The following is a 25,008-nucleotide window of genomic DNA, read 5'->3' as shown; positions in this document are numbered from 1 at the left end:
AACGCGCTCGGGTATCGCATTACTCGAGGAAATATCTCTCTGATGCAAGACTATTGGGATGACGGAGGAGCAGTAGTCGCCCTCGCCCGACCTGGAGAGAGCCAACTAGTCTACCCAAGTACCGCCTCCACCCTCACCTCTACACAATTCTCGCCTCCCCCTTCGCCAAGGCAAAATAAATCCGCTCTACCCGGCAGGCCGCACTCCTGGCGCTCGCCTCGTACCCCGCAGCCGGCCAGCCGTGGCGCGGGCTGCCGTCGGCTGATATCAGCCAGTACCAGCGCTCGTCGGAGCCGGTGAAATCGATCTTGAAGATCCGCCCCATGCAGGTTTCGCCGTCAAAGCCGATGAAATCGTCGCCCGGCTTTTCCTTCCAGGCGTGGCGCCATTTGCCCCTCGGTCTCTCGCCGCTGACGATCACCTCCCAGTCCTTCCAGCCGTTATAATTCGATCGCGCCGTCAGAGAGCCGTCATAGTGCTTCTGGTCGAACGTCATGCAGCCTTCCAGGAAAACAGCGACGGACTCGCAGACGGTTCTCCACCCATCGTCGTCGCGGGATGTCAGCCTGTAGGCGAGATCATCGGGCACATTGCCCAGTGCCAGGGCGATGGCGAAGACCACGCCTTCCCTGGTCGCCGGTCGGCCGTTCGCCTTGATATCGAGATAGGTGCAGAGGAATTCGGCTACCTCGTCTGCGATCGCATCGATGACACCAGGCTGCCGGCGCTTGCCGATCTCATAGCCGCCGAAATCCCGGATCCGGCGCTGCGTCTGCCTGCGAAGGGCATTGTTGAGGAATGACCGTAACAGCGTTCCGGCATCGTCTGGCATGCGTTGTCCTTCTCCTCGTGTCTTGCCGCATGGTTTCGTGAATGGCTCCCGCCCGAGCCGGTGAAATCAAAGCAATTCCGGACGCAAAACCGCCACGGCCTTTGCCTGACTTGCCCTAGATCAACGTCGGCTCCGGATCGTCCTCGACTTCCTCGATGATCTCGAGCCCGTCATTCCTGGGCGAGCCGGGGCCTCGGCCGATCTTCCACATCGTCATCAGCTCGGTCGGGAAAGATCTCAGATGTTCTTATTATGTTCCGGAACAGTATCCGGTCAACAAAGCGTCAGTTGTGCGCTGCTGGAATACGCTTCGCGTCCGGCAGATCGGTTGCGAAGCGGGCGAAATTGTCGGATAACAGCCCCGGCAACTGAAGCCATGAGCGAACGGGAGCAGCCATGCCAGACCTGCGCATCGACCCTTTTCCCCCGCCCGCCGAACTCACCAGCCTCTGGTCCGCAGCCTGGAACACGCCGGAAGCACCTGACTTCTCCCGCATCCTGCCTCGCAGCCTCGCTCACATTGGCGCCTATCACGATGACAGGCTCGTCGGCTTCGTCAATGTCGCCTGGGATGGCGGCATTCATGCCTTTATCCTTGATACCTGCGTTCACCCGGGCATGCGCCGGCAAGGCATTGCGACGCGGCTGGTCAGAGAAGCGACAACGATTGCCCGCGAGCGAGGCGCCGAATGGCTGCACGTCGATTTCGAACCGCACCTCGCCTCCTTCTATCGCAACTGCGAATTCAGGCCGACAGAGGCAGGCCTCATCAAGCTGGCCTGACATGCCGCCCTCCTTCGGTCTGCAAGGCCGGCTGTCACGTCGCGGCATCTCAGAAAATGCCGCTCCACCTCAACGCTCGTTTCGGCTATGATTCTCTGCTCATCGGAGGAGAGCCTGCATGCGTCTGCCAACCGTCATCCTCGCCCTCGCCATCTCGGCGTTCGCGGCCCTGCCCGCCTTGGCGGAGACCTACAAGACGCCGAAGGCGCTGCTCAAGGCGCTTTACAGCTACGACACCGACAGGAGCGACGCCGAGGCGCCCTCGCCCTATTCGATCTTCTTTTCCGACCATCTGAACAAACTTCTCCAAGCCGATCTCGACAACACGCCCGAGGGCGATGTCGGCGCGGTCGATTTCGATCCCGTCATTGCAGGCCAGGATGGCGAGGCAAGCAATGTCAGGATCGGGCAGCCGATCCTGTTGGACGACAAGGCCGAGGTGGAGGTGCAGTTCGACAACGGCAAGGAGGTAACGCTTTTCTACAGCCTGGTGCGCGAGCATGGCGGCTGGAAGGTCGATGACATCGCCGATCAGCAGGGCGACAATCCCTGGAGCCTGAGCGCATTGCTGGGGGATGCGCAGTAAAACCGCAGGCGTCAAAAGAGAGCCCTCATGGTGAGGGCCGTCTCGAACCACGAGGGCGGACGTGCAACTCCTTACCTGCATTCCACAAAGCCCCTATGCTGAATCGAACGCAATGGCGCCGGTGGCCGCCCCCGTCCTTCGAGGCTTCGCCCTGCGGGCTACGCACGTCAGGATGAGGGCCGGAGCAAAGACGGGGCCAAGAACACCGGAGGCAGGCTCTGCGATCCTCTTCACCTGAGGCCTGCCGCTCTGACCGCCGCTCCGCAAAATCCATAGCCGGCCACCGAAGCGACCCTCATCCCGTTTCGGGACGAAATCCCGATATGGCACAGGCGTGCAAGGATCTGCTAACTTTTCGTCAAGTAACTGAATCTTCGGCATTTCCTGTCACGAGAAAGGACATGCCACAATAATGGCGCTTGCATTTTGACCGAAATGATGGCACCAATCCACCTACTCGGGCATTTGCATGCCGGTGACTGGACTGATGTGGTACTCTTCCGTTACGGAAGGGGCGCGGGAATACCCGCCTGCGTAGACGTTCTTTCCCCGTACGTGACTTCTCCGACTGACCCTTCGTCCCAATCGATCGGGGCGAAAGCTAAAGCCGTCCGCTTCCTCTCGGGGGCGCGGATACTAGACAGACTAAGGGAAAAGGACTATCCCAATGGCCACCAAAGGCACCGTAAAATTCTTCAACCAGGACAAGGGTTTTGGTTTCATCACGCCGGACGGCGGCGCAAAGGACGTTTTCGTCCACATCTCTGCGCTGCAGGCTTCTGGCATCCAGTCGCTGCGCGAAGGCCAGCAGGTCACCTTCGACACCGAGCCGGACCGCATGGGCAAAGGCCCGAAGGCTGTTAACATCTCGGCTTCGTAAGCTAGATCATCGCTTCGGCGGCAGGAACGGCGCTCTGAAAAGGGCGCCGTTTTTGTTTGCCACGCTTGGATTTGTCGATCGCAAGGCCAGGTGCTATATGCGCCCTTAATGATGATCTCGCCCGAGCGGCGATGCAGGGCGCCAACATTGAGGCGCCGCGGCTACAAGGAACAATGGATCGTCGATGACTGAGAAGAGGCCGATTTTTGCGGTCGCCCCGATGATCGACTGGACGGATCGGCATTGCCGTTATTTCCACCGCCAGATCAGCCGGCAGGCGCTGCTCTATACCGAGATGGTGGTGGCCGACGCCATCATCCATGGTCCGCGCGAGCGGTTGCTCGGCCATGACGCCGCCGAGCATCCGCTGGCGCTGCAGCTTGGCGGCTCGGATCCGCTCAAACTCGCCGAGGCGGTGAAAATCGCCGAACCCTATCGCTATGACGAGATCAACCTCAATGTCGGCTGCCCGTCCGACCGCGTGCAATCGGGCACCTTCGGCGCCTGCCTGATGCTGACGCCGGAGACGGTGGCCGAATGCGTCGCGGCGATGAAGGCGGTCGCCACCGCGCCGGTGACGGTGAAATGCCGGATCGGCGTCGACGAGCAGGCGCCGGAAGAGGCGCTGCCGGAACTCATCACGCGCGTTCTCGATGCCGGCGCCGACGCGATCTGGATCCATGCCCGCAAGGCCTGGCTGAAGGGCCTGAGTCCTAAGGAGAATCGCGAGATCCCGCCGCTCGACTACGAGATCGTCTACCGGATGAAACAGCGCTGGCCCGATGTGTTCATCGGCATCAACGGCGGCATCCGCACGCTCGACGAGGCCGCCGAGCATCTCGCCCATGTCGACGGCGTCATGCTCGGCCGGGCGGCCTACCAGAACGCGACGATCCTCGCCGACGTCGACCGGCGTTTCTTCGGCGCGCCGGCGGCCGAGCCCGACTGGCAGGCGCTGTGCGACCGGATGATGGCTTATGCCGAGCGCCATATCGCCGGCGGCGGCCGGCTGCAGCAGGTGGCCCGCCACATGGTCGGCCTCTTCACCGGCCTGCCCGGGGCACGGCGCTACCGCCAGATCCTCTCTACCGACGCGGCAAAAAGCGGTGCCGGACCGGAGGTCTTGGCGGCGGCTTTCGCGGCAGTGGACTTTTCCGGCATGGAGACGGAGGCGGTCAGCGCCTGACGTGACGGAACGGTGTCTCTCTTTCACCGGCAAGTCATGGCTGGCGCCTGGAGCGCGCCTTCTCAACGAGCCAGTCGCGGTCGCGCGCTCATTTGGTAAGCTGCGGCTGCCGGCAACGTTCCGTGGCAACAGTCATCATGACCGCGGCATTGGCAGCAATGTCTTCTTCTCAATCCGGCCGGCTACCGAGAAAACCAAAATCTCCGTCTCCCTGCCGATCCTGCTGCCATCCATCAACCTGACGATATCGTCGACGACGCCGACCGGGCTGCTGTCGATGGCGAGGATGTAATCGCCCTCTTGCAGCCCGCCCTTTGCCGCCGGCCCCTCCGGTTCGACCCTGCGGACGCGGACGGATGTCGTTTGAACCATACCCGCCGCGAGTGCGACCCGTCGCGGCAGCACGATCGTGTCGCCTGCTATGCCGATAAAGGCGCGCCTGACCTGGCCATAGCGAAGAAGCTCCGACACCACGAAATTGGCCGTGTTCGATGCGACGGCAAAGGCGATGCTCTGTGCACCCTGGATGACGGCGGTATTGACGCCGATAACCTCGCCGCCGGAAGACACCAGCGGCCCGCCGGAATTGCCGGGATTGAGCGCGGCATCGGTCTGAATGACATCCTCCATCAGCCGGCCGCTGGCCGCCCGCATCGACCGACCGAGCGCCGAGACGATACCGGCAGTGACGGTCCATTCGAAGCCCAGCGGATTGCCGATCGCGATCGCGATATGGCCCCTGCGCAGACGCTGGGAATCGCCGAGTCTCGCCCAGGCGCCGGTGCTGGCATTGGCCCGAATAAGCGCGATATCGGTATCGATATCCCGACCGAGCACCCGGCCTTCGGTGACGAATCCGTCAGGCGTCGTGATGCGAACCACCTTGGCGTCGTCGACGACATGGCTGTTGGTAATGATCAGTCCGTCGGGCGATACGGCAAAGCCCGACCCATGTCCCTGCCGGCCTCCCACCCGCTCGATCCGGCTGACCGCCGGGCCGACCATGTCGACTGCTCCTGCGATCGACTGCGAATAGGCATCGATCAGCGCCCCGTCTTTCTGGGGCACTATATCCTTATCCATGTAACCCATGTGTTGATCCTCAGGCGGCAGACTTCCCGCCGCCGGCAAAGCAATCGCGGATGCGATCGTCGCCATGACGTTGTTGTGAGGGATTAGATGGTTGGGCGTCGATCCCTGTTCAAGTGAGCGTCAGCGCGCTTCATCCGGCACAAGGTAATGGTGGGCGGAACACACCTACCCGAACGTATAGATTGAACGAACCGGAATAACGTGGCTCATTGCGGACATTGCCCGTTAGCTCGGCCGCCTATACTGCGCTGCCGAGCTACCGTGATCAAAGAATGTCGTGGCGCGAAAGCAGTCGGGTAAGGACCGCCCTATTGCGTCGCCGTCACCGGTTAACAGGGCTCTGAGGGTTCTGGCAACTGATCATGCAAACTTCTGTCATATCAATAGAGTAAAACGAGGCATTCAATAAGAACATCATCATATTGTCGCTTCCATCCCCCAGCGCGACTTTCTTATCCTGTCATTGGCGTCACGGCGCTCGTGGCGCTGCCAATCCCGCCTGCAGCAGCCTGTTTAGTCAGATCCAACCACAAGGAGCCATGAGATGAGCACAGTTACAACGAAGGACGGCGTCGAGATTTTCTACAAGGATTGGGGGCCGAAGAGCGCCCAGCCGATCATGTTCCATCACGGCTGGCCGCTGTGCTCCGACGACTGGGACGCGCAGATGCTCTTCTTCCTCGACAAGGGTTACCGCGTCATCGCCCATGATCGGCGTGGCCACGGCCGCTCCACCCAGGTGGCCGACGGCCACGATATGGATCATTACGCTGCCGATGCCGCAGCCGTCGTCGATCATCTCGATCTCAGGAATACCGTCCATGTCGGCCATTCCACCGGCGGCGGCGAAGCGACCCACTATGTCGCCCGCCACGGCCAGCCACAGGGCCGAGTCGCCAAGCTCGTCATTATCGGCGCCGTTCCGCCGATCATGGTAAAAACCGATGCCAATCCCGGCGGCCTGCCGATCGAAGTCTTCGACGACCTGCGCAGACAGCTCGCTGCTAACCGCGCCCAATTCTATCATGACCTTCCCGCCGGCCCGTTCTACAGCTTCAATCGGCCGGGGGCGAAAGTGTCGGAACCGGTCATCAACAATTGGTGGCGCCAGGGCATGATCGGCGGCGCCAAGGCGCATTACGACGGTATCAAGGCCTTCTCGGAAACCGACTTCACCGAAGACCTGAAGATCATCACGGTTCCGACCCTCGTCATGCATGGCGACGACGACCAGATCGTGCCGATCGCCGACTCCGCGTTGCTTTCGTCGAAACTTCTGCAGAATGCGACGCTGAAGGTCTACGAGAAATTCCCGCACGGCATGTGCACGACCCATGCCGATATCATTAATCCCGACATCCTCGCCTTCATCAAAGGCTGATCCGACGTGTCGCCGGGCGCTGGGAAGGCGTCCGCCGGCCGCGCCGCATTTCGGCAAAACGGTTTTATCATGAAACCGTTTTCGTCGATTTGCGTTTAGCCGCCATGACAAGAGAACGTGAACCCTCATCAAAGGCTTACCGTCAGGATCGTTTCGAAAATACCGAGCGAGCCGCAAAGGAAACCATCGAGGCGGAGCAGCGGGCTCGCCGGGAAAAGACCAAACGCCTGAAAGAGTTGCGCCTGTCGCAGCAGGGCGGTAAGGATCCCGCGGCCAAATAGAGATCTTCTCCCCGCCTATTCCATCAGGTCGAGGCGCCGATTGATTTCAACTTGATCCCTTGGCGTCGCGCCTGCCGTGGCTGCCATATTGTTCTGATTTCGGACGTTCGCCCATCTTGCAGAGCAAAGGCTGCGAAATTATCTTTTTGCACAATAGCGATTCACGGCATCCCAAAAGGGCTGATTGCGATGTCAGACAAGCTTTTCAGCACGCGTGACGAACCACTCGCCTCCGCAGATCTGGATATTTGCAGGCGTGTGCATGAAGCCCTGTGTAGCGGGCTCGATATTGACAGATCAGGCGGGGACGCCGATCGTCTCGGAGCTCTGATCATCGAGCTTTATCGGCAGGGTGTGCATGATGAAGACCAGCTTCGACTGCTTGCTGGTGGGAAGCGCGTCTGACCGCGCGCGTCAGTTTCCTCGCGAAACCTCTGCCCATGATCCCCGCTTCAGACGCACAAAGGGCGCGCTAACACTCTGAATCTATGTATCGGCTCGAAAATCTATTCCGATTTCGAGCCGATACGCTAGCCATTTCCGGTGATTTAGAGGCCGGTCGCCTCGGTACTCGTTGCTGTGGCCGAGGTTTCGGTTGAATCGACAGCCGGCGCCGACTCGGTCGTTCCCGATAATTCTTCCGTGCTGCCCGTCTCGGCTTCCGGCGTTTCTGCGGTCGCGCTAGGATCTGTCGTCTCGCTCCCCTCGGCGGTTTCGCCAGTCGGAGTCTCGGTTGCCGGAGTCTCCGTCGGGGTCTCCGCCACCGGTTCTTCCGCGACCGGCGCCGCAGCCGCCAACGCGTCTCTCATCTGATCGATCGTGCCGACAGCCGTGCCGATGCCGAGCGTATCCTTGGCCCAAGCCAAAGCTTCGGGGCTGAGCGTGCCCGTCTTGGTCGCCGAAGCCAGTGCTGCCGTCAGAGCGGCGTCGCCGAGAACAGGATCGTCCGCGGGCGGCGCAACGCCATTAGCCAATTCATATTGCGCATAGGCGGTAGCATAGGCCGAAATCGCTGCCATCTTGGGGTCTGCGGTATTCATCAGCGCGTGGTAATTGCGCTTCAGCGAATTCAGTCCCGCGAGTTCCGCCGTGGGCTTCTTCGCGGGCCGAGTCGCAGGCGCTGCGGCGATAGTCGTCTTCTTGGCCGCGCCTTTCGTGCTGACGGTCTGCTTGGTCGTTTTCGTCTTGCCGGCTTGGACCGACTTGCCCGAAGTTTTCGCACTGCGGCTGCCGGTCGTCTTACCGCTGGAGCTGGCGCTATCCTTTCCGCCGCCGCTCTTGCTGCTGCCGCCACTGTGGCTGCCGCTGCTTCCACCGCCGCCGCCATGGCTGCCGCCGCCACCACCGCTGCCGCCGTTACCACCACCGCCACCACCCCCGCCGTGACCACCACCGCCACCGCCGTTGCCGCCACCGCCACCACCTTTTGCGAAGGCGGGCGATGTATCGGTAAAGACGATGTTGAGAGGCGCAAGCGCAAGGCTGGTGGATAGACAGAGAAGGCCGATGATTCTGGAAAGCTGCATGGTAGTCTTTCTGACATTAAGGTGACGCGTTACATGTCAGGTATTGAAGCAGCAGCTCCATAAGAACCAGTTTAAGATCTCCTTGCAATTTGAACTTCCTGCGAATTCCGGTCGTCCTGGCCGAGAGTGGGAGGCTTATCCCTTAGCAGATCCCATTTCCCCGCCCACGCCTCGACGCCTGGAAGACCTGATGCGTCCGCTCAAATGAGATAATCTCCGTTGCGCGCTTTCAGAGAGGCGCGGCCCTACCACCGTAACGATCGCAATAGCACAGCCGCCCAGTCTCATTGCGTTAGCGGATACGCACATAGGTCGCTGTTCAGAATTCCCAAATGAAACTTATTTTCTCAATCCGCGTTGTCCTTCCATGTGTCCTGGTGAGTGAGATGAAAAGATTGGCCATCATTGCTCTGTCGATAGGGACGGCATTCTCCGGAATGCCGGCATCCGCAGGCCCAAACTTCGTGCCGAGTCCGGTACAACAGGCGGCGCAGCCGGCACAGGCAACTACCGATGCTCGAATTATGACTGTCGGTTGCAGCAGGTTCTCGATCGTCTGTTCACACTACGGCGAGCGCCCCAGATATTATGGCGACCGACGTTACTACCGTGGTCGTCACGCCTATCGTGACGACCGCTACGGCTGGGACCACCGTTATCACCGCCACTGGCACCACCACGACAACACCGGCGCCATCATCGGCGGCCTGGCGGCAGGCGCCCTCATCGGCGGCATAATCGCCTCGCAGTCCGGCGCCTACAGTTCACGTGGTTACAGCTCGCATGCTGAATATTGCTACGCCCGCTATCGGTCGTACCGCGCCTCGGACAACACCTACCAGCCTAACTACGGCCCACGCCGCCAGTGCCAGTAAATTCAGTCAGCCGGTACTGAGAGAAGGCCCCGCCCGTTGATGCGGTGCTTTCTGCTGCCACGGAAACGCTTCGCATCAGCGCTCTGTCGTGCTTGTTTCCCGAAGATCTTTCCGAACGGCTGCATCTGCAAGGTGATCTATGACATCAGCAGACGCCATGACGCCGCCCGCCAGCCGCGTCGTCCTGCTTGCGCCCGAACTGGATAACCTCACGGGCTTCGAAGCCGCGCTCGCCGCCGGCTGGTCTTCAGATCCCCGTCGTGCCAGCGATCAAGCCTATATCCGCGGCGAACTCCAGCGGCCGCGCCAGGACCGACCAAAATTCCTCGACGATCTCAATGTCGGCGGCAAACCGCGCATTGTGTCGGGACCGCTGCTGACAGTCCTTCTCTTCTGGATCTGGGACGGCGAATTCTACGGCAACATGCCCTTCGCCTAAATCACGCCACCTCAGCCGCCATCTTCTCCCGCACCTCCAGAAACGCCGCCGTCAATCGCGTCAACACCGGCGAGGTCACTGTCCCGTTCGCCCCGCCGATCGGATCAACGATGTGGATCTGCCGGAGATCCTCCATGAATTCGTCCCAGAGCGGCTGACCGCCCTCTTCCAGCAACTCGGCGCGGATGCTGAGATCCTCGCTCACCGGCAGGTGACGCCTGCCCCAGGCGCCGATCATGGCGAAGAGGGGAACGAGCTGGATCGCCGGCTCCGTCAGGCTGTAGATTGCTTTCTGGCTGTGGCTCGGATCGTCCCGCTTGCTGATGAAGCCGAGCGAGAGCAGCCGCTTCAGCCGCGCCGCCAGGATATTGGAGGCGATCCCCTCCTCCGAATGATTGAGCAGATCGCGGAAATGCCGGCGGTTGCCGAACATGATGTCGCGGATGATAATCAGACTCCATCGGTCGCCCAGCACCTCCATCGTCAGGTTGATCGGACAGCCGGACCGCAATTCTATATCCACGAAGCATCTCCTGCAGAAACCAGTTGCATTATAGGATCACTTGTGCGAGATAACAACTAGTTTCAATTCGCAATCAGATGGAGGAAAGCATGTCCAAGGTGCGCGTCGCGGGTTTTTCCGTTTCCGTGGATGGCTTCGGCGCCGGGCCGGAGCAGGGCCTGAATGATCCGCTCGGAAAGCGCGGGCCGGAAATGTTTCAATGGTTCTTCCACACGCGCACCTTCCGCGCGATGATGGGTAAGGACGACGGTTCTTCCGGCATCGACGAGGATTATGCGTCCCGCGCCATGGCCAATTTCGGCGCCTTCATTCTCGGGCGCAACATGTTCGGCCCGATCCGCGGCGAATGGCCCGATGATGCCTGGAAAGGCTGGTGGGGGCCGAACCCGCCCTATCATGCGCCGACCTATATCCTCACCCATTATGCACGCGAACCGCTCGTCATGGAGGGCGGCACCACCTTCCACTTCGTCACCGGCGGCATTCATGAGGCGCTCGATCAGGCGAAGGCGGCGGCCGGCGATAAAGATGTGAAGATCGGCGGCGGAGTGGCGACCGTCCGCCAATATCTGCAGGCGGGTCTGATCGACGAACTGCATTTCGCTGTGTCGCCCGTCGTGCTCGGCAAGGGCGAAGCAATGTTTGCAGGCATCGATCTTCCTGCGCTGGGCTTCCGCGTCACCGAGCATGTCGCCAGCGAAAAAGCCACGCATCTCGTGCTGGCGAAATAACCGAGCCGCCGGTTCAGTCCGGCGATCTCTCCGGCGCGAGCGCCGCCGGATACACATTCATCCCGCCGCCTGGACGAGGCGGCGGTCCAAGGCCATCTCGTCCGGTGTCATCAGCGTCACATTTTGCCCATACTTTTCATGGCGTTTTTCATGTGCATCTTGCAGTCGTCCATCTTGTTGGCCGTCATGGAATCCTTGGCCATCATCATCTCCTTGGAGGCCATTTCCTTCTTTTCCTTCATGGCCGGATCGGTCATGGCGTCCATGTCGGACGCCATTTTCATCATCGACGCCTCGTCGCATTTCATCATCGCATCCTGTGCAAGGACAGGCAATGCGGATGCGGCGGCGACAACGATGGCTGCAGCTGTGCGTTTCAACATCGTATTCTCCTCCTTCTGGGCAGCATTGCCCGTTGCAAATGGTGAAATGCATGTGCCCAAGAAGGTGCCGCGGCGCGGGATGAAGTCATGCATAAATCAAGGACGTGAGATTAGCCCGGCATCACCCGGTAGACGCATGCCATCCCCTCCACGCCCCGAAGCGGAGCCTCGAAGGCGACCGCCCTGTGTCCGGAGAGCAGCCGGCTGACGTCAGGCGCCGAAAACAGGGCTTCGGATAGACAGATCTCGCCGGCCTCGGCCAATGATTGCACCCGTGCCGCGACATTGACGGTCTGCCCGAAATAATCGAGGTTGTCGTTCAAGGTCACGGCGATCGACGGACCGCAATGGGCCCCGATCTTCAGGATGATGCTGGGATCGCCATGCTCGCCGTTGAAGCGCTCGATTTCTTCAAGCATATGCAGAGCAGCCGAGATGGCGTCGCTCGGGCGGGAGAAGGCCGCCATCACCGCGTCTCCGATCGTCTTGACGATTGCGCCCGAATGCTCCTGCACCGTGGCGCCGAGCAGGGCGAAATGTTCACGCACCAGTGCATAGGCATTGAGATCGCCGAGCCGCTCGTACATCGCGGTCGAACCCTTGAGATCGGTGAACAGAAGCGTCACCTGACGGATGCCGAGGCCCTCCCTTTCATCAACGCATTCGGAGCGAAACAGCCGCCGAAATGTCTGGCGCGCAAGCAGCATTCCGCCCGACATGTAAGGATCGAAATCGAGAACAGGCTTGATGGCCTGCGCCAGAATCTCGGGGGGCCAGTTGATGAGAAGCAGCGAGCCACGCACGGCAGCCGAGTTCTCGACTTCGACGATGACCGGACCGGGCCGAACCGCTGAGGACGAGCGGCAAAAATGCCGACCGTCGTACCCGATCCTGAGGAGTGCCGGCGCCGTAACGGGCTCGCCTGCCACCGGTAGCGCAAAGCTCGCCTGGGTCTCTACATTGAGGCCGGCAAGCGCACCTGGGCCGAGTTCAGCCCTGATCGTCGTGACTGAACCCGGCGCCAGGAAGGAAAGGCCGCGTACCAGCCCTTTCAACACGTCGAGAAAGCGGACCTGCTGACCGGGCAGTCGCGCATCGCTGAGAAACCGTGCCTTCCAGTGAAAATCCTCGACCGAGAGCGAGCCGGGATCGTGAAAAGACAGCCGGCGCAGTTGCGGCGACACTGTGAAGGTGACCTCGATGAAATCGTCGAGGTCGGTTTCGCCGGAGACGTCGCACAGGCCGCAGACATAGTGCGTCTTCAGCGTTCTCAAGGCGCCGAAACTGTCGAGCACCATTCCGGATTGGGGACACACGACGTCCCAGCGCATCTCGAACAAACCGCTGCGCGTCGCATGGAGAAAGAGATCGATGCTTTCCGCCTCCGAAATGGCGCCGTCGTGCGCGAAAGCCAGCGGGTTGATGCGGTAGAGGGACAGATCGTCACCGCTGCGGATCAGGCTTTCGAATTTGGCGATGCCCCGCGGACTCCAGGACCGGGCCTGCCGGATCTCGGTCATCTTGCTCTCAAGGAGCCGTTCCTGAACGTCAGTCATCTGACGCCTCGCAAAGTTCGGCCGGTCCATGCGACCGGGATCGCCGCGATTATAACAGACGCTCGTCCGGGCGGATCAAACGGAGCCTGGCCAAGCAGAAGTCTTACGGATTAGCCCGGTAAGGCGACGCCAGGGTTTCAGAAGCTTTTCCCGCTCGACATCGCCCAATCTCGGCATTCGCTGTCTGCGACATCCTACCTGCGTCAGCGGACCAGAACGCTCGGCAGTCCTGTTCTCGACTTGTCGTCAACCAAGCGTGTCCAAATAGCTGTGGCATTGCTGCAGAATGAGCGTAGAGAAAGGACGCCGCGCCATCACCGTTGCCATCGATCTCGTTCAGATGGACATCGCCCAGGACGGGCTTTTTGTCGAACTGTCGAAGCAGTTGGACCATCAGTAGAAAGCAGAAATCGGTCCATCAGGGCTGCCCCCTGAGCGGGCCTGCTTAGGCTGCTTTCGTGAAGAAATCCGGGTACTTGGCCGGTCGCTCATGGCGGCGCTCCGCAATGCGATTGGAAAACGCGAGGGAATATTCGTATTTTTCACCCAGCGCAAGAACCTCATCATTCCAAGGAGCCCTCCAATGACGACACTCACCACCGCGCCGCTCGCGCCTCTCCTCCACCGCCTGTTCGAAGAAGCCGCTGCGGCGACGAGCCCCGCCATATCCGAGCTTTCCAGCGAGGAGAGGATGCGCCTGATCAGCAGCAAGACGGAATATCTCGACCTTTACGGGCGCCTGAGGGATCTCTGGCTTCCTGTCTCGCGCGAGGCCGGCACGCTGCTCTACATGCTGGCGCGCAGCTGCCGTGCTCAAACGATCATCGAGTTCGGCACATCCTTCGGCATCTCGACCCTCCACCTTGCTGCAGCACTGCGCGACAATGGCGGCGGCCGGCTGATCACCAGCGAGTTCGAACCGTCGAAACTGAGGCGGGCGCGCGAAAACTTGACGGCTGGCGGCCTCATCGACCTTGTCGAAACCCGTGAGGGAGATGCCCTCCACACCCTCGGCACCGATCTTCCTGATACCATCGACCTCCTGTTTCTCGACGGCGCCAAGGGCCTTTATCGTGACATCCTGGAGCTGGTAGAAGACCGACTTCGACCGGGTGCCCTCATCGTCGCTGACAATGCCGACCTCAGTCCCGAATATCTCGCCCGCGTTCGCTCCGCCGCCGCTGGCTATCTGTCCGTCCCGTTCGAAGAGGACATCGAGCTGTCGATGCGCGTCTGAGGATATTCGCAACTGGCTCCGCGCCCTCACCCTTGGATGTCCCGCAACGCCATCAACGGTGAGGCCGCGCCGCCGCGCACAAGCGTCGCACAGCACCAACGCAGCCATCTCAGGACAAAGCTGGTCCCGCTCAAAGACTTTTTTCGAAGAACGTATCCGGATATGGATCGTCATTGAACCGCTCGATCTCGGTCCAGCCGGTACCGCGATAGAGCTGCTGTGCCTCGGCAAGAACGCTGTTGGTATCCAGACGCAGGAGCCGGATGGACAACTCGCGGGCGATCGTCTCGGCAGCCGACATAAGCCGTTTTGCCATCCCGAGGCCACGCGCGGAAGGGGCGACCCAGAGCCTCTTGATCTCCGCCACCTTGCCGCCATTGCCCTTCAACCCGACACAACCGATCGGCAGGCCGTCGGACATCGCGACCAGGAACGCGCCGCGCGGGCGGATCATGTCCTTGGCGTCAGGATCGCGGGAAAGCGAGACGTCGAAACCCTTGTCGAAACGGCGTGCGAGTTCGCCGTAATATTCGTTCAGGCAATAGCGGGCATCGTCGTGCCGAGGATCTTTCTCCTCCAGCACGATCTGGTCGCGTCCAAGCGAGCAGGCGACCATATCCATGGCGCGCAGGAGTTCGTCCGGGCGGCGATGACGCGCCAGAAACGCTTCGGCCTGGGCATTGGAAAGTGCTTCATAAGCCTGAAACTCGCACTCGCCGGTGCTGGTCAACCTGGTGATGCGGCGACGGGCATCGCGATCGTTCGGGATGGTCTCGATCAGCCCCTCCTCCTCCAGCCCGCGCAGCAGACGGCTCATCAGGCCCGAGTCAAGACCGAGATAATCGCGGATTGCCGCAACATCCGATTGGCCACGACCGATCGAATTGAGGACGCGAGCAGCACCGAGCGGACGACCGCGTCCAAGGAAAGACGTATCCAGAGCGCCGACTTCGGAGGTGACGGCGCGGTTGAAGCGACGGACGCGGGCGACAGGATCGCAAGCCATATTATCTGACTTAAGTCAGATAAATTCCGCTGTCAATTCCGGCTGCCAAAATGGACCCGAAGTGCTCGAAGTGTCAGCCGGGTGCGCCGACCGTCTTGCGCATCCTCACTCCCTCACCTATGGCAATGCAACTTCCCCTCCACAGGGCTGCCCCGTGCTCCGCTTTATCCTCCACGCTCTGATCGTCATCATTCTGACGCTGCTCACCCAGATCGGCGGCCTCGCCTATTTGATAACGCTTGCCGTCGCACGCGCCTTGCGCCTGCGCCGATTTGCGGCCAGCCTCGCGCTCTTTCTGCTTCTCTACGCCGGCGCCACCTTCGTCGCGCACCTCACCGCACCCACATTCGGCCGGGTTCCGCTTTCCTGCTTCGCCGGCACTGCCGATCCGCTGGTCATCCGCTCGCCAATCTACTGCGCGCTCAACCGCAACTACGTGACGCCTGAACTGCGCGATCTGGCAGGGGCACTCGCCGCCCACATGGATAAGCAGTTTCCCGGTACCGTTACCGTCGCGCTGGATGCAAACTTTCCCTTCGTCAACGGTTTTCCGCTGCTGCCGCATCTCTCTCATGCCGACGGCAAGAAGCTCGATTTCGCCTATTATTACAAAGATGCCGACGGCGCCTTCCTGAACGGCGCCACACGCTCCCCGATCGGCTATTTTGCCTTCGAGGAGCCTGCCCCGGGCGACGAACTACCCTGCGCGGGTCGCCACGATTGGCTCACCACGCGTTGGGATTTTGATACCCTGCAGCCTCTCTTCCCTGTCTATGGGATCGAGGAGCAGCACACCGCGGCAGCGATCGCCTGGCTGACGACGGTAGGCGTCGCACGCTTTGACCTGCAGAAGATCTTCATCGAGCCGCATCTGAAGAATGCGCTTGGCATCACCGATGCCCATGTCCGCTTCCAGGGCTGCCGAGCCGCGCGTCATGATGACCATATGCATATCCAGATTGAATGAGCGGCTCGCTTGCACACGGCAGGAAATCCCCTACGCCATGTACTCCGTCCCGCCGGGGTGATGCCTGACCTTTTGATCAGGCACCACCAACCATCGGAAGAGGCGCCCTTCCCGGCTGTCGCCCGATTGGATATTCTTGCCAGCCATTGTCCCTGAATGAGAGGTTTGCTTGTGAGTGTCGGCCTGATTGCCCTCCTTGATGATGTCGCAGTGCTTGCAAAGGCGGCCGCCGCTTCTCTGGACGACGTAGTCGCCCAGGCGGGCAGAGCCGGCGCCAAAGCCGCCGGCGTCGTGATCGACGACGCAGCCGTCACGCCGCGTTACGTGACCGGCCTCTCGGCGGCACGCGAACTGCCGATCATCGCAAAAATCGCCATTGGTTCTCTCAAGAACAAACTGGTGTTCCTCCTGCCGGCCGCACTCGTCCTCAGCCTTCTCATGCCGCAGGCAGTGACGCCGCTGCTCATGCTCGGTGGGCTCTACCTTTGCTACGAAGGCGCCGAAAAGGTCTACGAACTCGTCGTGCCGCACGCGGCCCATGCCCACGAGAACGCCCTCGAGACGATCAGCGTCGACCCCAGAACCTTCGAGGACGAAAGGGTCGCGAGCGCCATCAGAACCGATTTCATCCTCTCGGCCGAGATCATGGCGATCACCCTCGGCTCGCTGTCGGAGTCGGGTCTGGCGATGCAGGCGCTGGTCCTCGCGCTGGTCGGCTCTCTGATCACGGCCGCTGTTTACGGCGTCGTCGCCTTGATCGTGAAGGCGGACGACTTCGGCCTCTGGCTTGCCCAGCGCTCTTCCCGCTCGCGGACAGGCGCGTTCCCGCGCTTGCTCGGGCGCGGCCTTGTGCGGGGCATGCCCTATCTTCTCAAGGTACTGGGTCTCATCGGGACGGCGGCGATGATCTGGGTCGGCGGCGGCATCATTGTGCACGGCGCCGAAGGCTTTGGCTTTGCCTGGCTGAGCCATCTGCTCCACGATGCCGGAGAAGGCGCCGCGCATGCAATGCCGGCCGTTGGCGGCGTGGTTTCCTGGCTGGTCCAAGCTGTCGGCTCAGGTCTCGTCGGCATCCTCCTCGGCCTTGCAGCCATCCCGGCCGTCGGCTACGTCGTTGCGCCTGCATGGCGGTGGTGCGCAGCACGCCTGCGCAGGATGAGGACCGCGTAAGCGAGTGACAGCAGATGTTGCTTGCGACATCACGCGTTGTGCAGAAGGGGCCATGATGGCTCGCAAATCCTCCTTGGCGCGAACCAGCCCTGCGGCGCGGCGCAACCAGATGCTTCGAAGTGCCGGCACCATCAACCAGTGTCCCTTTCATCGTAAGCATGCTGCGCCGCAAAGATTGCGTCCATGTTCTGCTCCGCCCAGTGAGCGGGTGCCGAAACCGCCGCCATCCTCTCCGAAGCGATCAGCAAGCCTGTCGCCTTGCTGCGCCCCGTCAGTTCCATCATTTCAGCGTTTCGGCTCTGCTTCCGGGGGGGAGCCGTACTCCGGGATTCTCGCTCACGCCCAGGACAGCTAAGGTTCCCATGGAAAGGCTATGCCATTTCAAACGATTTTAAAAATCGCCGACGCAGGGCTAATCGATTTTAATTTTGTGATTAAAACTTTCTTGTTGCGACGCAAAAGAATCTAACCATTACTTCTGCCGATGCTCGGTCTGTTCGTTGGAGAACTCGCATGACGATGACATTTCCGCTAACCGAAAAGCGCAATGCCGATGCGTTGCTGAAACACTTGACGTTGCACAAACTCAGCTATCCCGGAAACTGCGTCGTGTCGCTCAAGACGTACGTCGCATACGTCACGTCGTCTCACACGACAGCACTCGGGACCGCCCGCACCGCCTGGTAGGAATGTCTCGGAATTTCGGGATGTCTGTGCCCTTCGCTTATGCTCAAGGCGCCCGTCGAATACTCTTCACCCTTATCTGCCCGATAGGCGCCTCTCCCCGCCGGAGAGAAAAGGAGTAAGCCGCGCAGCTTTCGTTCTCGCAACGGAGGTCTCACGGAGGGGCGAGACGTTGCCGTACCTGCAAAAATTCCTATTCTGGTCGCCGCCGATGCGATGAAAAGCTGAGGCATTCCAGAGTTTGCGATAGGAATTTCAGGCCACAACATGACGACTCTCGGCCGCCCGGATCTCGGCGACATCCCACCATGGCGACTGGGGGGATCGCCGGTTACCGGCCGCGTGGCGGCCATACACGCGGCTGGCGCAGATTGGCCTGTTCTATGCTCTGGCGGTTGGGGCGTGGTCGCTCGGGGGCTGGCTGTTGGAGATGCCGCCGCCATCTGCGGTCGGGATGCTGGTGATCGCCCATTTTTTCTGGCAGACGCGGCGGTTAGACCTTGCCCGCCCGGATCTGAATTTCGCCTGTTCCTCGCCAATATCCTGACCGGCGTGCTGCTCGCCGGCACCGCGTTGGCGGGCACATGGTGAGCGGTTCGAGGACGAAATACGAATGATCGATCTAAAACAAGGCGTGCTCGCCGCGGCCATGATGCTGGCAGCAACGATGGCGTCCGGACATCAGGCGTATGCCGAGCCATGCGAACCGGAAACCTTCGAAGCGGCAAAATATGTCGTCTGCACGCTGGAAGGAGGAAAGGCCGACCTGCGCCTGTTCTGGAAGGGCGCCGATGGCGCGCCATACCGCACTTTTTCGAGCCTTGCCGAAGCCCTTCGCACCGAGGGGAAAACGCTGGTACTGGCCGTCAATGCCGGAATGTACCGAGCCGATTTTTCGCCGATGGGGCTGTACGTCGAAAACGCCACGGAATTGAAACCCGCCAATACCACAGAGACGGGAGGCGCCCCCGGTCAGGTCCCGAATTTCTACAAGAAACCGAGCGGCGTGTTCTTTCTCGGTGAAGCAGGCGCCGGCATACTTCCGACCGATGAATTTCTGACGCGTGCCCTAAAAGTGCGGTTCGCCACGCAGTCCGGCCCGATGCTCGTCATCGCGGGAAAGCTGAATCCGATCTTCATCTTCGCATCGACAGATCGAACCCGCCGGAGCGGGGTCGGCGTTTGCGCGGACGGCGTGGTTCGCTTCGCAATCAGTGAAGACAGGGTCAATTTCCACGATTTCGCACGGCTCTTCCGGGACCGGCTGCAATGCGCCGACGCCTTGTTCCTCGATGGCGGACGAGGTGTTGGGCTTTACTATCCGGCATTGGGCCGCAACGACTGGTCCTGGCACGGCGGCTACGGCCCCATTTTCGGACTTGTGGAATAAGCTGATCTCCCCATCGATCATTTCGACGGGCTGGACACATTCAAATACCTTCCCTCCGACGGGCGCTGCGTACGCGATCTCTGGTTCTGACAGGCTGGCACCTGTCGGCCTCGGGCAGGCAATGGCGCCTCAACCGCGCCGAGCCGCCTCGATCGCCGCGACATCGATCTTTCTCATCGTCATCATCGCGTCAAAAGCACGCTTTGCCTGATCACCACCCGCCGAGAGCGCTTCTGAGAGGACGCGGGGGGTGATCTGCCAGGACAGACCCCATTTGTCCTTGCACCAGCCACACTCGCTTTCCTGGCCGCCATTACCGACGATGGCGTTCCAGTAGCGATCGGTTTCTTCCTGATCCTCCGTGGCGATTTGAAACGAGAAGGCTTCACTGTGTTTGAATGCAGGGCCGCCGTTCAGACCGATGCAAGGAATACCCGCGACGGTGAATTCAACAACCAAAACGTCTCCCTGTTTGCCGTCAGGATAATCTCCCGGCGCCCGAGTGACAGCACCCACCGCGCTGTCGGGAAAAGTCGCAGCATAAAAGCGGGCGGCATCCTCGGCGTCTTTGTTGTACCATAGGCAGATCGTGTTTTTTGCCATTATGCGGTCCTTCCCTCTTGGTTTGCAATTCCTGTTCAAATAAGAGGGAAACCGCCTTTCTCCAGCCCATACAGCTTATTTCGGCGAGGGCCTTGTTCGGCTTGATCCACGCACCCGGCGAAGGCGATCGCCGCGCAGGCGATACGCGCAGATCGCGGATGCGTATCGATGCCTGGCTTGACGGCGGCTCCGGCGCCACGACATCCATAAAGATCTGGAACCATCGCCTGCTGTGTCCGGCCGCAAAGCGTGTCAGACTGTGCAGGCTGCGCATCGTCTGCGCGCCGATTGAAAGGTACGAAGCCAATGCACAAGTTCACCGTTACCCTCACCCGCGAGATCGACGCCGATACCGCCGAGGAGGCAGCCTTGCTCCTGTATCAGGAACTTTCGAAGGGACCGGTCCCTGACCGCTACTCGGTCACCGACGAGAAGAAGGCGACCACGGAGATAAATCTCGACCGGAACAAGGCTGATGAATTCGCCAGCATCGATCACACCGCCGATCCCGGCAACTGGTAAGGCCAGGCGTTCACAGGGACGGTGGCAACAAATCCCCTGCTTTGCGCCGGGAGCGCAAGTGCGGTAGGTGCAGAATGCCGTTCCGGCGCGAATGCCGGATGCAAGCGGCCGCTCCATCGGAAATATGCCAGTCAAGGAAAACAAGTGAGCTCACCTGTCAAAATAGCCGTCGCCGGCGCGAACGGCCGCATGGGTCGCACCATACTGCCGCTGCTCGCGGCCGATCCGGCTTTTGCGGTCATCGGCGGTATCGGCCGTCCCGGCTCCGCCGGTGAAGGGCTGATCGACCGTGCGGCCGCAATCGCAGCCGCCGACGTGATCCTGGATTTCACGACGGGAAATGCCGCCGCCGAACTCGCCGGCCTCTGCGCCTCGTCAGGCGGGCCGGCCCTGGTGATCGGAGCGACAGGTTTCGAGCCGAATGAGATCCAACGGATCGCAGCCGCCGCCCGAACGATTCCGATCCTGCGCTCCGGCAACTTCTCCATTGGCGTCAACATGCTGGTCGGCCTCGTCGCCCAGGCTGCGCGCGCTCTTCCCGCTCATGGCTGGGACATCGAAATCCTCGAAGCCCACCACAACAGAAAGATCGATGCACCATCCGGTACGGCGCTGATGCTCGGCGAAGCAGCCGCTGAGGGCCGCGGCGTTTCCCTCGCATCCGTCGAGCGGCGTGGGCGTGACGGCGTCACCGGCCAGCGACCGCCCGGCGAGATCGGCTTTGCCGTCGTGCGCGCCGGCGGGCTCGTCGGAGAACACAGCGTCCTGTTCGCCGCCGCCGATGAAGTCGTGACGCTGTCGCATTCGGCTCTCGATCGCGGCATGTTCGCCCGCGGCGCGCTTGCCGCCGCCCGCTGGATCGCAGGGCGCGCACCCGGCGAATATGGCATGCGGGATGTGCTGGGCCTGACGGCAGAAGGCGCGAATAGACCGAGTGAAGAGGCTTGAGCACCTTCTTGAATCAAAATCTACACCGACACACTCTCCATCAGGATTTTCATCACGGCAACCTCCGATTCAGGCGGCATCCTGCAACCCCAATCCTGCTGGAGGTCAAGAGGCCGGATGGCCCGCCGCGCGGCCCCGGCCTAACCACCCACCAGCCGCCGCGCCATCATCACGTCGTCGATCTCTCTGCCATCCTCCAGCACGCCGCCGGGGATACGGCCGATCTCGGCAAAACCTTGCCGCTGGTAGAACCGCATCGCCGCCGAGTTTTCGGCGCTGACGAAGAGTTCCAATTGACGGATGCCGATATCGCGCGCGTGATCGGAAATCGTCTCCAGCAGTTTGACGGCAAGGCCCGTTCCGCGAAGCTTGGCGCAGACATAGACCATGACGATCGTGGCGCGGTGGGCCATCTTGCTCGGCCGCTGCCGAAACAGGCCCATGATGCCGACGGGTTCGCCTTCCTGAAAGGCGATGAAAACCGGTTCGCTCAGCCGATCGCGCCACTCCTGCTGAGACAGGATTTTCCCAGTCTTCGTAGCGGCTGGCAAAGGAAGACGGATCGGCGCGAAGCGCTTCCAGGCGGATACGCCGAAAAGCCTCCACCTCGTCTCCACCTATGAGCCTGATCGTCACGCCGCCTGCATCCATCGCCACCTCCCGGAATATCGGAGATATGTCATCGCAGCCGGCTGCATTGGATGCAATCGGGAAAGCGGCGGGTTCGGCTTCTGTTGTCCCGTCGCGGCACGCCAAGGCTCGAGAGAACCTCGTCATGAGGGAGGTTGGAGGGCACCGCACCAACGAGGCTGGGAGAACCGGGCGCGAACGCTGCTCCCAATTCCCTCATCCCTGTCCTCGGGTCAGGCCCGAGGACAGGGATGAGGGAGGGGAAGTGGCGTCCGTCAAAGGTGCCCAAAGGACAAGCGTCCCCATGCAACAAACCTAACGACAGCACCATCACTGCGCCGGAGTTCCCACCCTGCCACCCTTGCGAACAGTCGGCTCGCCGGTTGGGCGGAGATCCCATTGATCGGTGCGGACCGATGGTCCTTGGGTTGGTTGCTGGCCGCTCGCCCCCGGTGCCGGTTCGCGGGTCGACCGCACGACCAGATCATCCGGTTCGAAGGCCGTCTGATCCCCAGGCCTCTCCATCTGAAACGATGCAATCTGATGGATGACGACGAGAAGAACTATCCCGACCGCCGAGCACACGAGCGCATAGAGAATGAAATATTTCAGTGCACATCCCTCGCTGATCGACAGAGCGGCCTTGACAGCAGCGCGAATGATATTTCGCACATCATTGATGGATACTTAGAGAGAAGGCAATAGATTTTAGCAATTCCTGGAAAATTTCAAAAATAGACAGCATGAAATAGAACTTTATTGGAGAAAATCGCGCAATGCCTCACGCATTGCTTGATTTCTTCAGCATCCCGGCCAAAGGCGAGGAACCTATGGCTGCAACAGCTCAACCCCGCTTGAACCGCATCCGGAATTCACGGGGGCTGCAGCCCTCGCGCTCTCAAAAGACGCGAGAAAAATAGAACGGGTCTTCGATGCCGACCATGGCTGCGACGGTTTCGATCTTCTCGTCTGACGTGGCGAGCAGTTGCTTGGCCTGGTCCATACGCGCCCGAAGCTGGAAGTCCTTGGGCGGCATGCCCGTTTCGGCGATAAATTTCCGCCGCAGCGTCGCGGGAGATATGCCATGCTCGGCGGCAAACGAGGCAAGGTCGAGCGGCTGCAGCGCCCTGCCCCGCAACGTGTCGACGAGATCGCCAGTCGCGCCCTCGCCTTTGCGACCTGCCGCAGCGCTCGCCTGCCGCGCAGCGGTGATGACGATGCGATGGAGCGCCAATGCCGCCGAGGCCTGTCCGAGATGGCTGTCGTCGATGAGATCAGCATGCAACTGCGCGAAGAGCCGCACCACCTCCTCGATATGGCGCAGAGTCACGAGGGGATGGCGCTCGTCAACCAGCCGCATCCGCACGAAATCGCGCGTGAACGAACCTTCAAACAGCGCCCAGCGCTCATCCCATCCGCCTTCGTCAGGCCCATAGGAGTGCGGGCGGTTCGGAAACAGCCAGAAGAGCGCCGGCCCCTCCACGGGCTGGCGCCCGCCTGCAGCGGTTTCGAGAAACCCCTGCCCGCGCTCCACCAGCACGGCTGCAAAACTCGGCAGCTTCCTGTCCTTGACGGCATGGCGCGCATGTTGCCTGCCGCTGCCGGCCACGGCAAGCCCGCCGGCGGCGGCAAGGGGAGATCGATAGATGGCCTCGGCTTGTGTCATGAGCGAAAAATCCAGCTGCAGCTTTCCTCCATGGCGGCCAGCCCACGCAGCCCGCAGGCTGAAGGCAGGTAAGTCAAAGCGGGGGTGAATGAAATGTCAATTGTCGCGAATGCCGCCGAGATGCAAACGCCCCTCGCCGCCCATGGCAAAACGATCCCCGCTGCAAGGCTCGGCGCACTCGCGCCGACCGATCCCGGAATTGGCACCGAGGCTATCCGCCACCGCTATGAGGAGCATGGTTATGTCTGGCTGAAAGGCCTCCTGCCGCGCGCCGAAGTGATTGATTTCCGTCGTTGGGTCTTCACCCACCTCGCCGAAGCCGGCCTGTTGGCGCCGGGCTATGATCTTGCCCTCGGCGTCGCTGCCGTCGGGGACGTCGACTGGAACCTTGCCAACCGCCGCCTGATGTCGATCGTCCGCTCGGCTGCCTATGAAGGCTTCTGCGCCCAGCCGCGGCTCGTGCACTTCATGGACATCTTTCTCCAGGGCATCTCCTATCTCCATAAACGCAAGCTGATGCGCTATGTCCAACCCGGCACGGCGGTGGCCACGCCCGCCCATTACGACCTCGTCTACCTCCGCGGCGGCACCAGCCGGCTCGTCACCGCCTGGATCCCGATCGGCGACACTCCTGCCGAAATGGGCGGCCTCGTCTATCTCGAAGGCTCGCATGCGCTCGGCCGCGGGATGGAGGCCGAATTCCAGGCAAAGAGCGGTGATCTCTCGCCGGAAGAGCGGATCAGCGCCTATAACAGCCACATGGCCGAGGGCGGCTGGATCTCCAAGGATCTGCCCGACATGGCCCATCGCTTTAACACCCGCTGGCTCGCCGCCGATTACGAGGCTGGCGACGTCGTGCTGCACTCCCCCTACATGATTCACGCCGCCACCACCAACGAGGACCGCGCCCGGCGGCTCCGCCTCTCTACCGATATCCGCTACCAGAATGTCGACGACGAAATCGACGTCCGCTGGAACAACCATTGGAGCCTGGGGGATATGCTGTAAGGCTTTGCTCCGCGCCGCAATGCTTCAGCCGAAGCCAAACCCGCCTGGGATCGATCCTTTGCGAACCAAGACAGCCACGGCGATATCGGCTAGACTTGCCGGCACCGACAGCTTGCTTGGAGG

Annotated in this window: 26 protein-coding genes and 4 pseudogenes; 19 read left to right on the top strand and 11 right to left on the bottom strand. The window is 61.2% G+C overall.

Going from position 1 to position 25,008, the window contains the following annotated elements:
• Nucleotides 1-139: 139 nt before the first annotated feature.
• The gene (locus J7U39_RS06005; protein WP_210630919.1) at nt 140-832 is read right to left on the bottom strand and encodes a hypothetical protein; all 693 of its coding nucleotides are present in this window, start codon (nt 830-832) and stop codon (nt 140-142) included.
• Nucleotides 833-1,228: 396 nt separating this feature from the next.
• Here J7U39_RS06005 and J7U39_RS05995 point away from each other — a divergent pair, with 396 nt between their 5' ends.
• The 4 genes from J7U39_RS05995 to dusA all read left to right on the top strand — a co-directional run bounded on the left by J7U39_RS05995 (nt 1,229) and on the right by dusA (nt 4,267).
• A complete protein-coding gene (locus J7U39_RS05995; protein WP_210630918.1) occupies nt 1,229-1,615 on the top strand; it encodes a GNAT family N-acetyltransferase in 387 nt (128 codons plus the stop codon).
• Nucleotides 1,616-1,733: 118 nt separating this feature from the next.
• Nucleotides 1,734-2,201, top strand: coding sequence for a DUF3828 domain-containing protein (locus tag J7U39_RS05990; RefSeq protein WP_210630917.1), 468 nt, complete (start codon nt 1,734-1,736; stop codon nt 2,199-2,201).
• 667 nt (nt 2,202-2,868) lie between these two features.
• Nucleotides 2,869-3,081 carry a cold-shock protein gene (locus J7U39_RS05985; RefSeq protein WP_003540801.1) on the top strand — a complete coding sequence of 71 codons (213 nt, stop codon included), beginning with the start codon at nt 2,869-2,871 and terminating at the stop codon, nt 3,079-3,081.
• A gap of 184 nt (nt 3,082-3,265) precedes the next feature.
• Nucleotides 3,266-4,267: a tRNA dihydrouridine(20/20a) synthase DusA gene (gene dusA, locus J7U39_RS05980; RefSeq protein ID WP_210630916.1), complete on the top strand. Its 1,002-nt coding sequence runs from the start codon at nt 3,266-3,268 to the stop codon at nt 4,265-4,267.
• A 135-nt stretch (nt 4,268-4,402) separates the two neighbouring features.
• Here the strand turns inward: dusA and J7U39_RS05975 are convergent, their stop codons facing one another.
• The gene (locus J7U39_RS05975) at nt 4,403-5,359 is read right to left on the bottom strand and encodes a trypsin-like peptidase domain-containing protein (protein ID WP_210630915.1); all 957 of its coding nucleotides are present in this window, start codon (nt 5,357-5,359) and stop codon (nt 4,403-4,405) included.
• A gap of 544 nt (nt 5,360-5,903) precedes the next feature.
• Between J7U39_RS05975 and J7U39_RS05970 the strand changes: the two genes are divergently transcribed.
• The gene (locus J7U39_RS05970; RefSeq protein WP_210630914.1) at nt 5,904-6,740 is read left to right on the top strand and encodes an alpha/beta hydrolase; all 837 of its coding nucleotides are present in this window, start codon (nt 5,904-5,906) and stop codon (nt 6,738-6,740) included.
• A 470-nt stretch (nt 6,741-7,210) separates the two neighbouring features.
• The gene (locus tag J7U39_RS05965; RefSeq protein ID WP_210630913.1) at nt 7,211-7,426 is read left to right on the top strand and encodes a hypothetical protein; all 216 of its coding nucleotides are present in this window, start codon (nt 7,211-7,213) and stop codon (nt 7,424-7,426) included.
• 143 nt (nt 7,427-7,569) lie between these two features.
• Here J7U39_RS05965 and J7U39_RS05960 read toward each other — a convergent pair whose 3' ends face one another.
• Entirely contained in the window at nt 7,570-8,547 is a 978-nt protein-coding gene (locus tag J7U39_RS05960; protein WP_210630912.1) for a hypothetical protein, read from the bottom strand.
• 386 nt (nt 8,548-8,933) lie between these two features.
• Between J7U39_RS05960 and J7U39_RS05955 the strand changes: the two genes are divergently transcribed.
• Nucleotides 8,934-9,422 carry a BA14K family protein gene (locus tag J7U39_RS05955; RefSeq protein WP_210631606.1) on the top strand — a complete coding sequence of 163 codons (489 nt, stop codon included), beginning with the start codon at nt 8,934-8,936 and terminating at the stop codon, nt 9,420-9,422.
• 139 nt (nt 9,423-9,561) lie between these two features.
• Nucleotides 9,562-9,849 (top strand): annotated as a pseudogene (locus J7U39_RS05950) (GNAT family N-acetyltransferase); the annotation flags it as partial.
• Between the two features lie 13 nt (nt 9,850-9,862).
• Here the strand turns inward: J7U39_RS05950 and J7U39_RS05945 are convergent.
• Nucleotides 9,863-10,384, bottom strand: a complete 522-nt coding sequence (locus J7U39_RS05945) for a helix-turn-helix domain-containing protein (RefSeq protein WP_210630910.1) — start codon at nt 10,382-10,384, stop codon at nt 9,863-9,865.
• Between the two features lie 89 nt (nt 10,385-10,473).
• On the opposite strand from J7U39_RS05945, the gene J7U39_RS05940 reads away from it, so the two are divergent.
• A complete protein-coding gene (locus tag J7U39_RS05940) occupies nt 10,474-11,115 on the top strand; it encodes a dihydrofolate reductase family protein (RefSeq protein WP_210630909.1) in 642 nt (213 codons plus the stop codon).
• Between the two features lie 116 nt (nt 11,116-11,231).
• On the opposite strand, the gene J7U39_RS05935 is transcribed toward J7U39_RS05940, so the two are convergent.
• Both J7U39_RS05935 and J7U39_RS05930 read right to left on the bottom strand, forming a co-directional pair.
• Complete coding sequence (locus J7U39_RS05935; protein WP_247241725.1) at nt 11,232-11,591, bottom strand: hypothetical protein; 360 nt, start codon at nt 11,589-11,591, stop codon at nt 11,232-11,234.
• Between the two features lie 17 nt (nt 11,592-11,608).
• The gene (locus J7U39_RS05930) at nt 11,609-13,054 is read right to left on the bottom strand and encodes an adenylate/guanylate cyclase domain-containing protein (RefSeq protein ID WP_210630908.1); all 1,446 of its coding nucleotides are present in this window, start codon (nt 13,052-13,054) and stop codon (nt 11,609-11,611) included.
• 583 nt (nt 13,055-13,637) lie between these two features.
• Between J7U39_RS05930 and J7U39_RS05925 the strand changes: the two genes are divergently transcribed.
• Nucleotides 13,638-14,291: a class I SAM-dependent methyltransferase gene (locus J7U39_RS05925; protein WP_210630907.1), complete on the top strand. Its 654-nt coding sequence runs from the start codon at nt 13,638-13,640 to the stop codon at nt 14,289-14,291.
• Between the two features lie 130 nt (nt 14,292-14,421).
• Here J7U39_RS05925 and J7U39_RS05920 read toward each other — a convergent pair whose 3' ends face one another.
• Nucleotides 14,422-15,297, bottom strand: coding sequence for a bifunctional helix-turn-helix transcriptional regulator/GNAT family N-acetyltransferase (locus J7U39_RS05920; RefSeq protein WP_210630906.1), 876 nt, complete (start codon nt 15,295-15,297; stop codon nt 14,422-14,424).
• Nucleotides 15,298-15,451: 154 nt separating this feature from the next.
• Here J7U39_RS05920 and J7U39_RS05915 point away from each other — a divergent pair, with 154 nt between their 5' ends.
• The 6 genes and pseudogenes from J7U39_RS05915 to J7U39_RS32240 all read left to right on the top strand — a co-directional run.
• On the top strand, nt 15,452-16,264 hold the full coding sequence (locus J7U39_RS05915; RefSeq protein ID WP_210630905.1) for a hypothetical protein: 813 nt from the start codon (nt 15,452-15,454) through the stop codon (nt 16,262-16,264).
• A gap of 171 nt (nt 16,265-16,435) precedes the next feature.
• A complete protein-coding gene (locus J7U39_RS05910) occupies nt 16,436-17,434 on the top strand; it encodes a DUF808 domain-containing protein (RefSeq protein ID WP_210630904.1) in 999 nt (332 codons plus the stop codon).
• Between the two features lie 513 nt (nt 17,435-17,947).
• Complete coding sequence (locus J7U39_RS05905; protein ID WP_210630903.1) at nt 17,948-18,121, top strand: hypothetical protein; 174 nt, start codon at nt 17,948-17,950, stop codon at nt 18,119-18,121.
• 367 nt (nt 18,122-18,488) lie between these two features.
• Nucleotides 18,489-18,709: pseudogene (locus tag J7U39_RS31700) on the top strand (4-hydroxybenzoate octaprenyltransferase); the annotation flags it as partial.
• Between the two features lie 22 nt (nt 18,710-18,731).
• Nucleotides 18,732-19,508 (top strand): phosphodiester glycosidase family protein, encoded by a 777-nt coding sequence (locus tag J7U39_RS05900; RefSeq protein ID WP_210630902.1) that lies wholly within the window; start codon nt 18,732-18,734, stop codon nt 19,506-19,508.
• Nucleotides 19,509-19,598, top strand: a pseudogene (locus J7U39_RS32240) (GFA family protein); the annotation flags it as partial.
• A gap of 39 nt (nt 19,599-19,637) precedes the next feature.
• On the opposite strand, the gene J7U39_RS05895 reads toward J7U39_RS32240, so the two are convergent.
• Nucleotides 19,638-20,111: a VOC family protein gene (locus tag J7U39_RS05895; protein ID WP_210630901.1), complete on the bottom strand. Its 474-nt coding sequence runs from the start codon at nt 20,109-20,111 to the stop codon at nt 19,638-19,640.
• Nucleotides 20,112-20,417: 306 nt separating this feature from the next.
• Here J7U39_RS05895 and J7U39_RS05890 point away from each other — a divergent pair, with 306 nt between their 5' ends.
• Nucleotides 20,418-20,633 carry a hypothetical protein gene (locus J7U39_RS05890; protein ID WP_210630900.1) on the top strand — a complete coding sequence of 72 codons (216 nt, stop codon included), beginning with the start codon at nt 20,418-20,420 and terminating at the stop codon, nt 20,631-20,633.
• Between the two features lie 144 nt (nt 20,634-20,777).
• Nucleotides 20,778-21,581, top strand: coding sequence for a 4-hydroxy-tetrahydrodipicolinate reductase (gene dapB / locus J7U39_RS05885; RefSeq protein ID WP_210630899.1), 804 nt, complete (start codon nt 20,778-20,780; stop codon nt 21,579-21,581).
• A gap of 140 nt (nt 21,582-21,721) precedes the next feature.
• On the opposite strand, the pseudogene J7U39_RS05880 reads toward dapB, so the two are convergent.
• The 3 genes and pseudogenes from J7U39_RS05880 to J7U39_RS05875 all read right to left on the bottom strand — a co-directional run bounded on the left by J7U39_RS05880 (nt 21,722) and on the right by J7U39_RS05875 (nt 23,877).
• Nucleotides 21,722-22,232, bottom strand: a pseudogene (locus J7U39_RS05880) (GNAT family N-acetyltransferase).
• A gap of 309 nt (nt 22,233-22,541) precedes the next feature.
• Complete coding sequence (locus tag J7U39_RS31695) at nt 22,542-22,871, bottom strand: hypothetical protein (RefSeq protein ID WP_311043516.1); 330 nt, start codon at nt 22,869-22,871, stop codon at nt 22,542-22,544.
• 238 nt (nt 22,872-23,109) lie between these two features.
• The gene (locus J7U39_RS05875; RefSeq protein WP_210630898.1) at nt 23,110-23,877 is read right to left on the bottom strand and encodes an AraC family transcriptional regulator; all 768 of its coding nucleotides are present in this window, start codon (nt 23,875-23,877) and stop codon (nt 23,110-23,112) included.
• Nucleotides 23,878-23,970: 93 nt separating this feature from the next.
• On the opposite strand from J7U39_RS05875, the gene J7U39_RS05870 reads away from it, so the two are divergent.
• The gene (locus J7U39_RS05870) at nt 23,971-24,885 is read left to right on the top strand and encodes a phytanoyl-CoA dioxygenase family protein (RefSeq protein WP_210630897.1); all 915 of its coding nucleotides are present in this window, start codon (nt 23,971-23,973) and stop codon (nt 24,883-24,885) included.
• The last annotated feature ends 123 nt before the right edge of the window (nt 24,886-25,008 follow it).

Source organism: Rhizobium sp. NLR16a, assembly GCF_017948245.1.
Taxonomy (GTDB): Bacteria; Pseudomonadota; Alphaproteobacteria; order Rhizobiales; family Rhizobiaceae; genus Rhizobium.
This window is presented reverse-complemented; position numbering and strand designations above follow the sequence as displayed.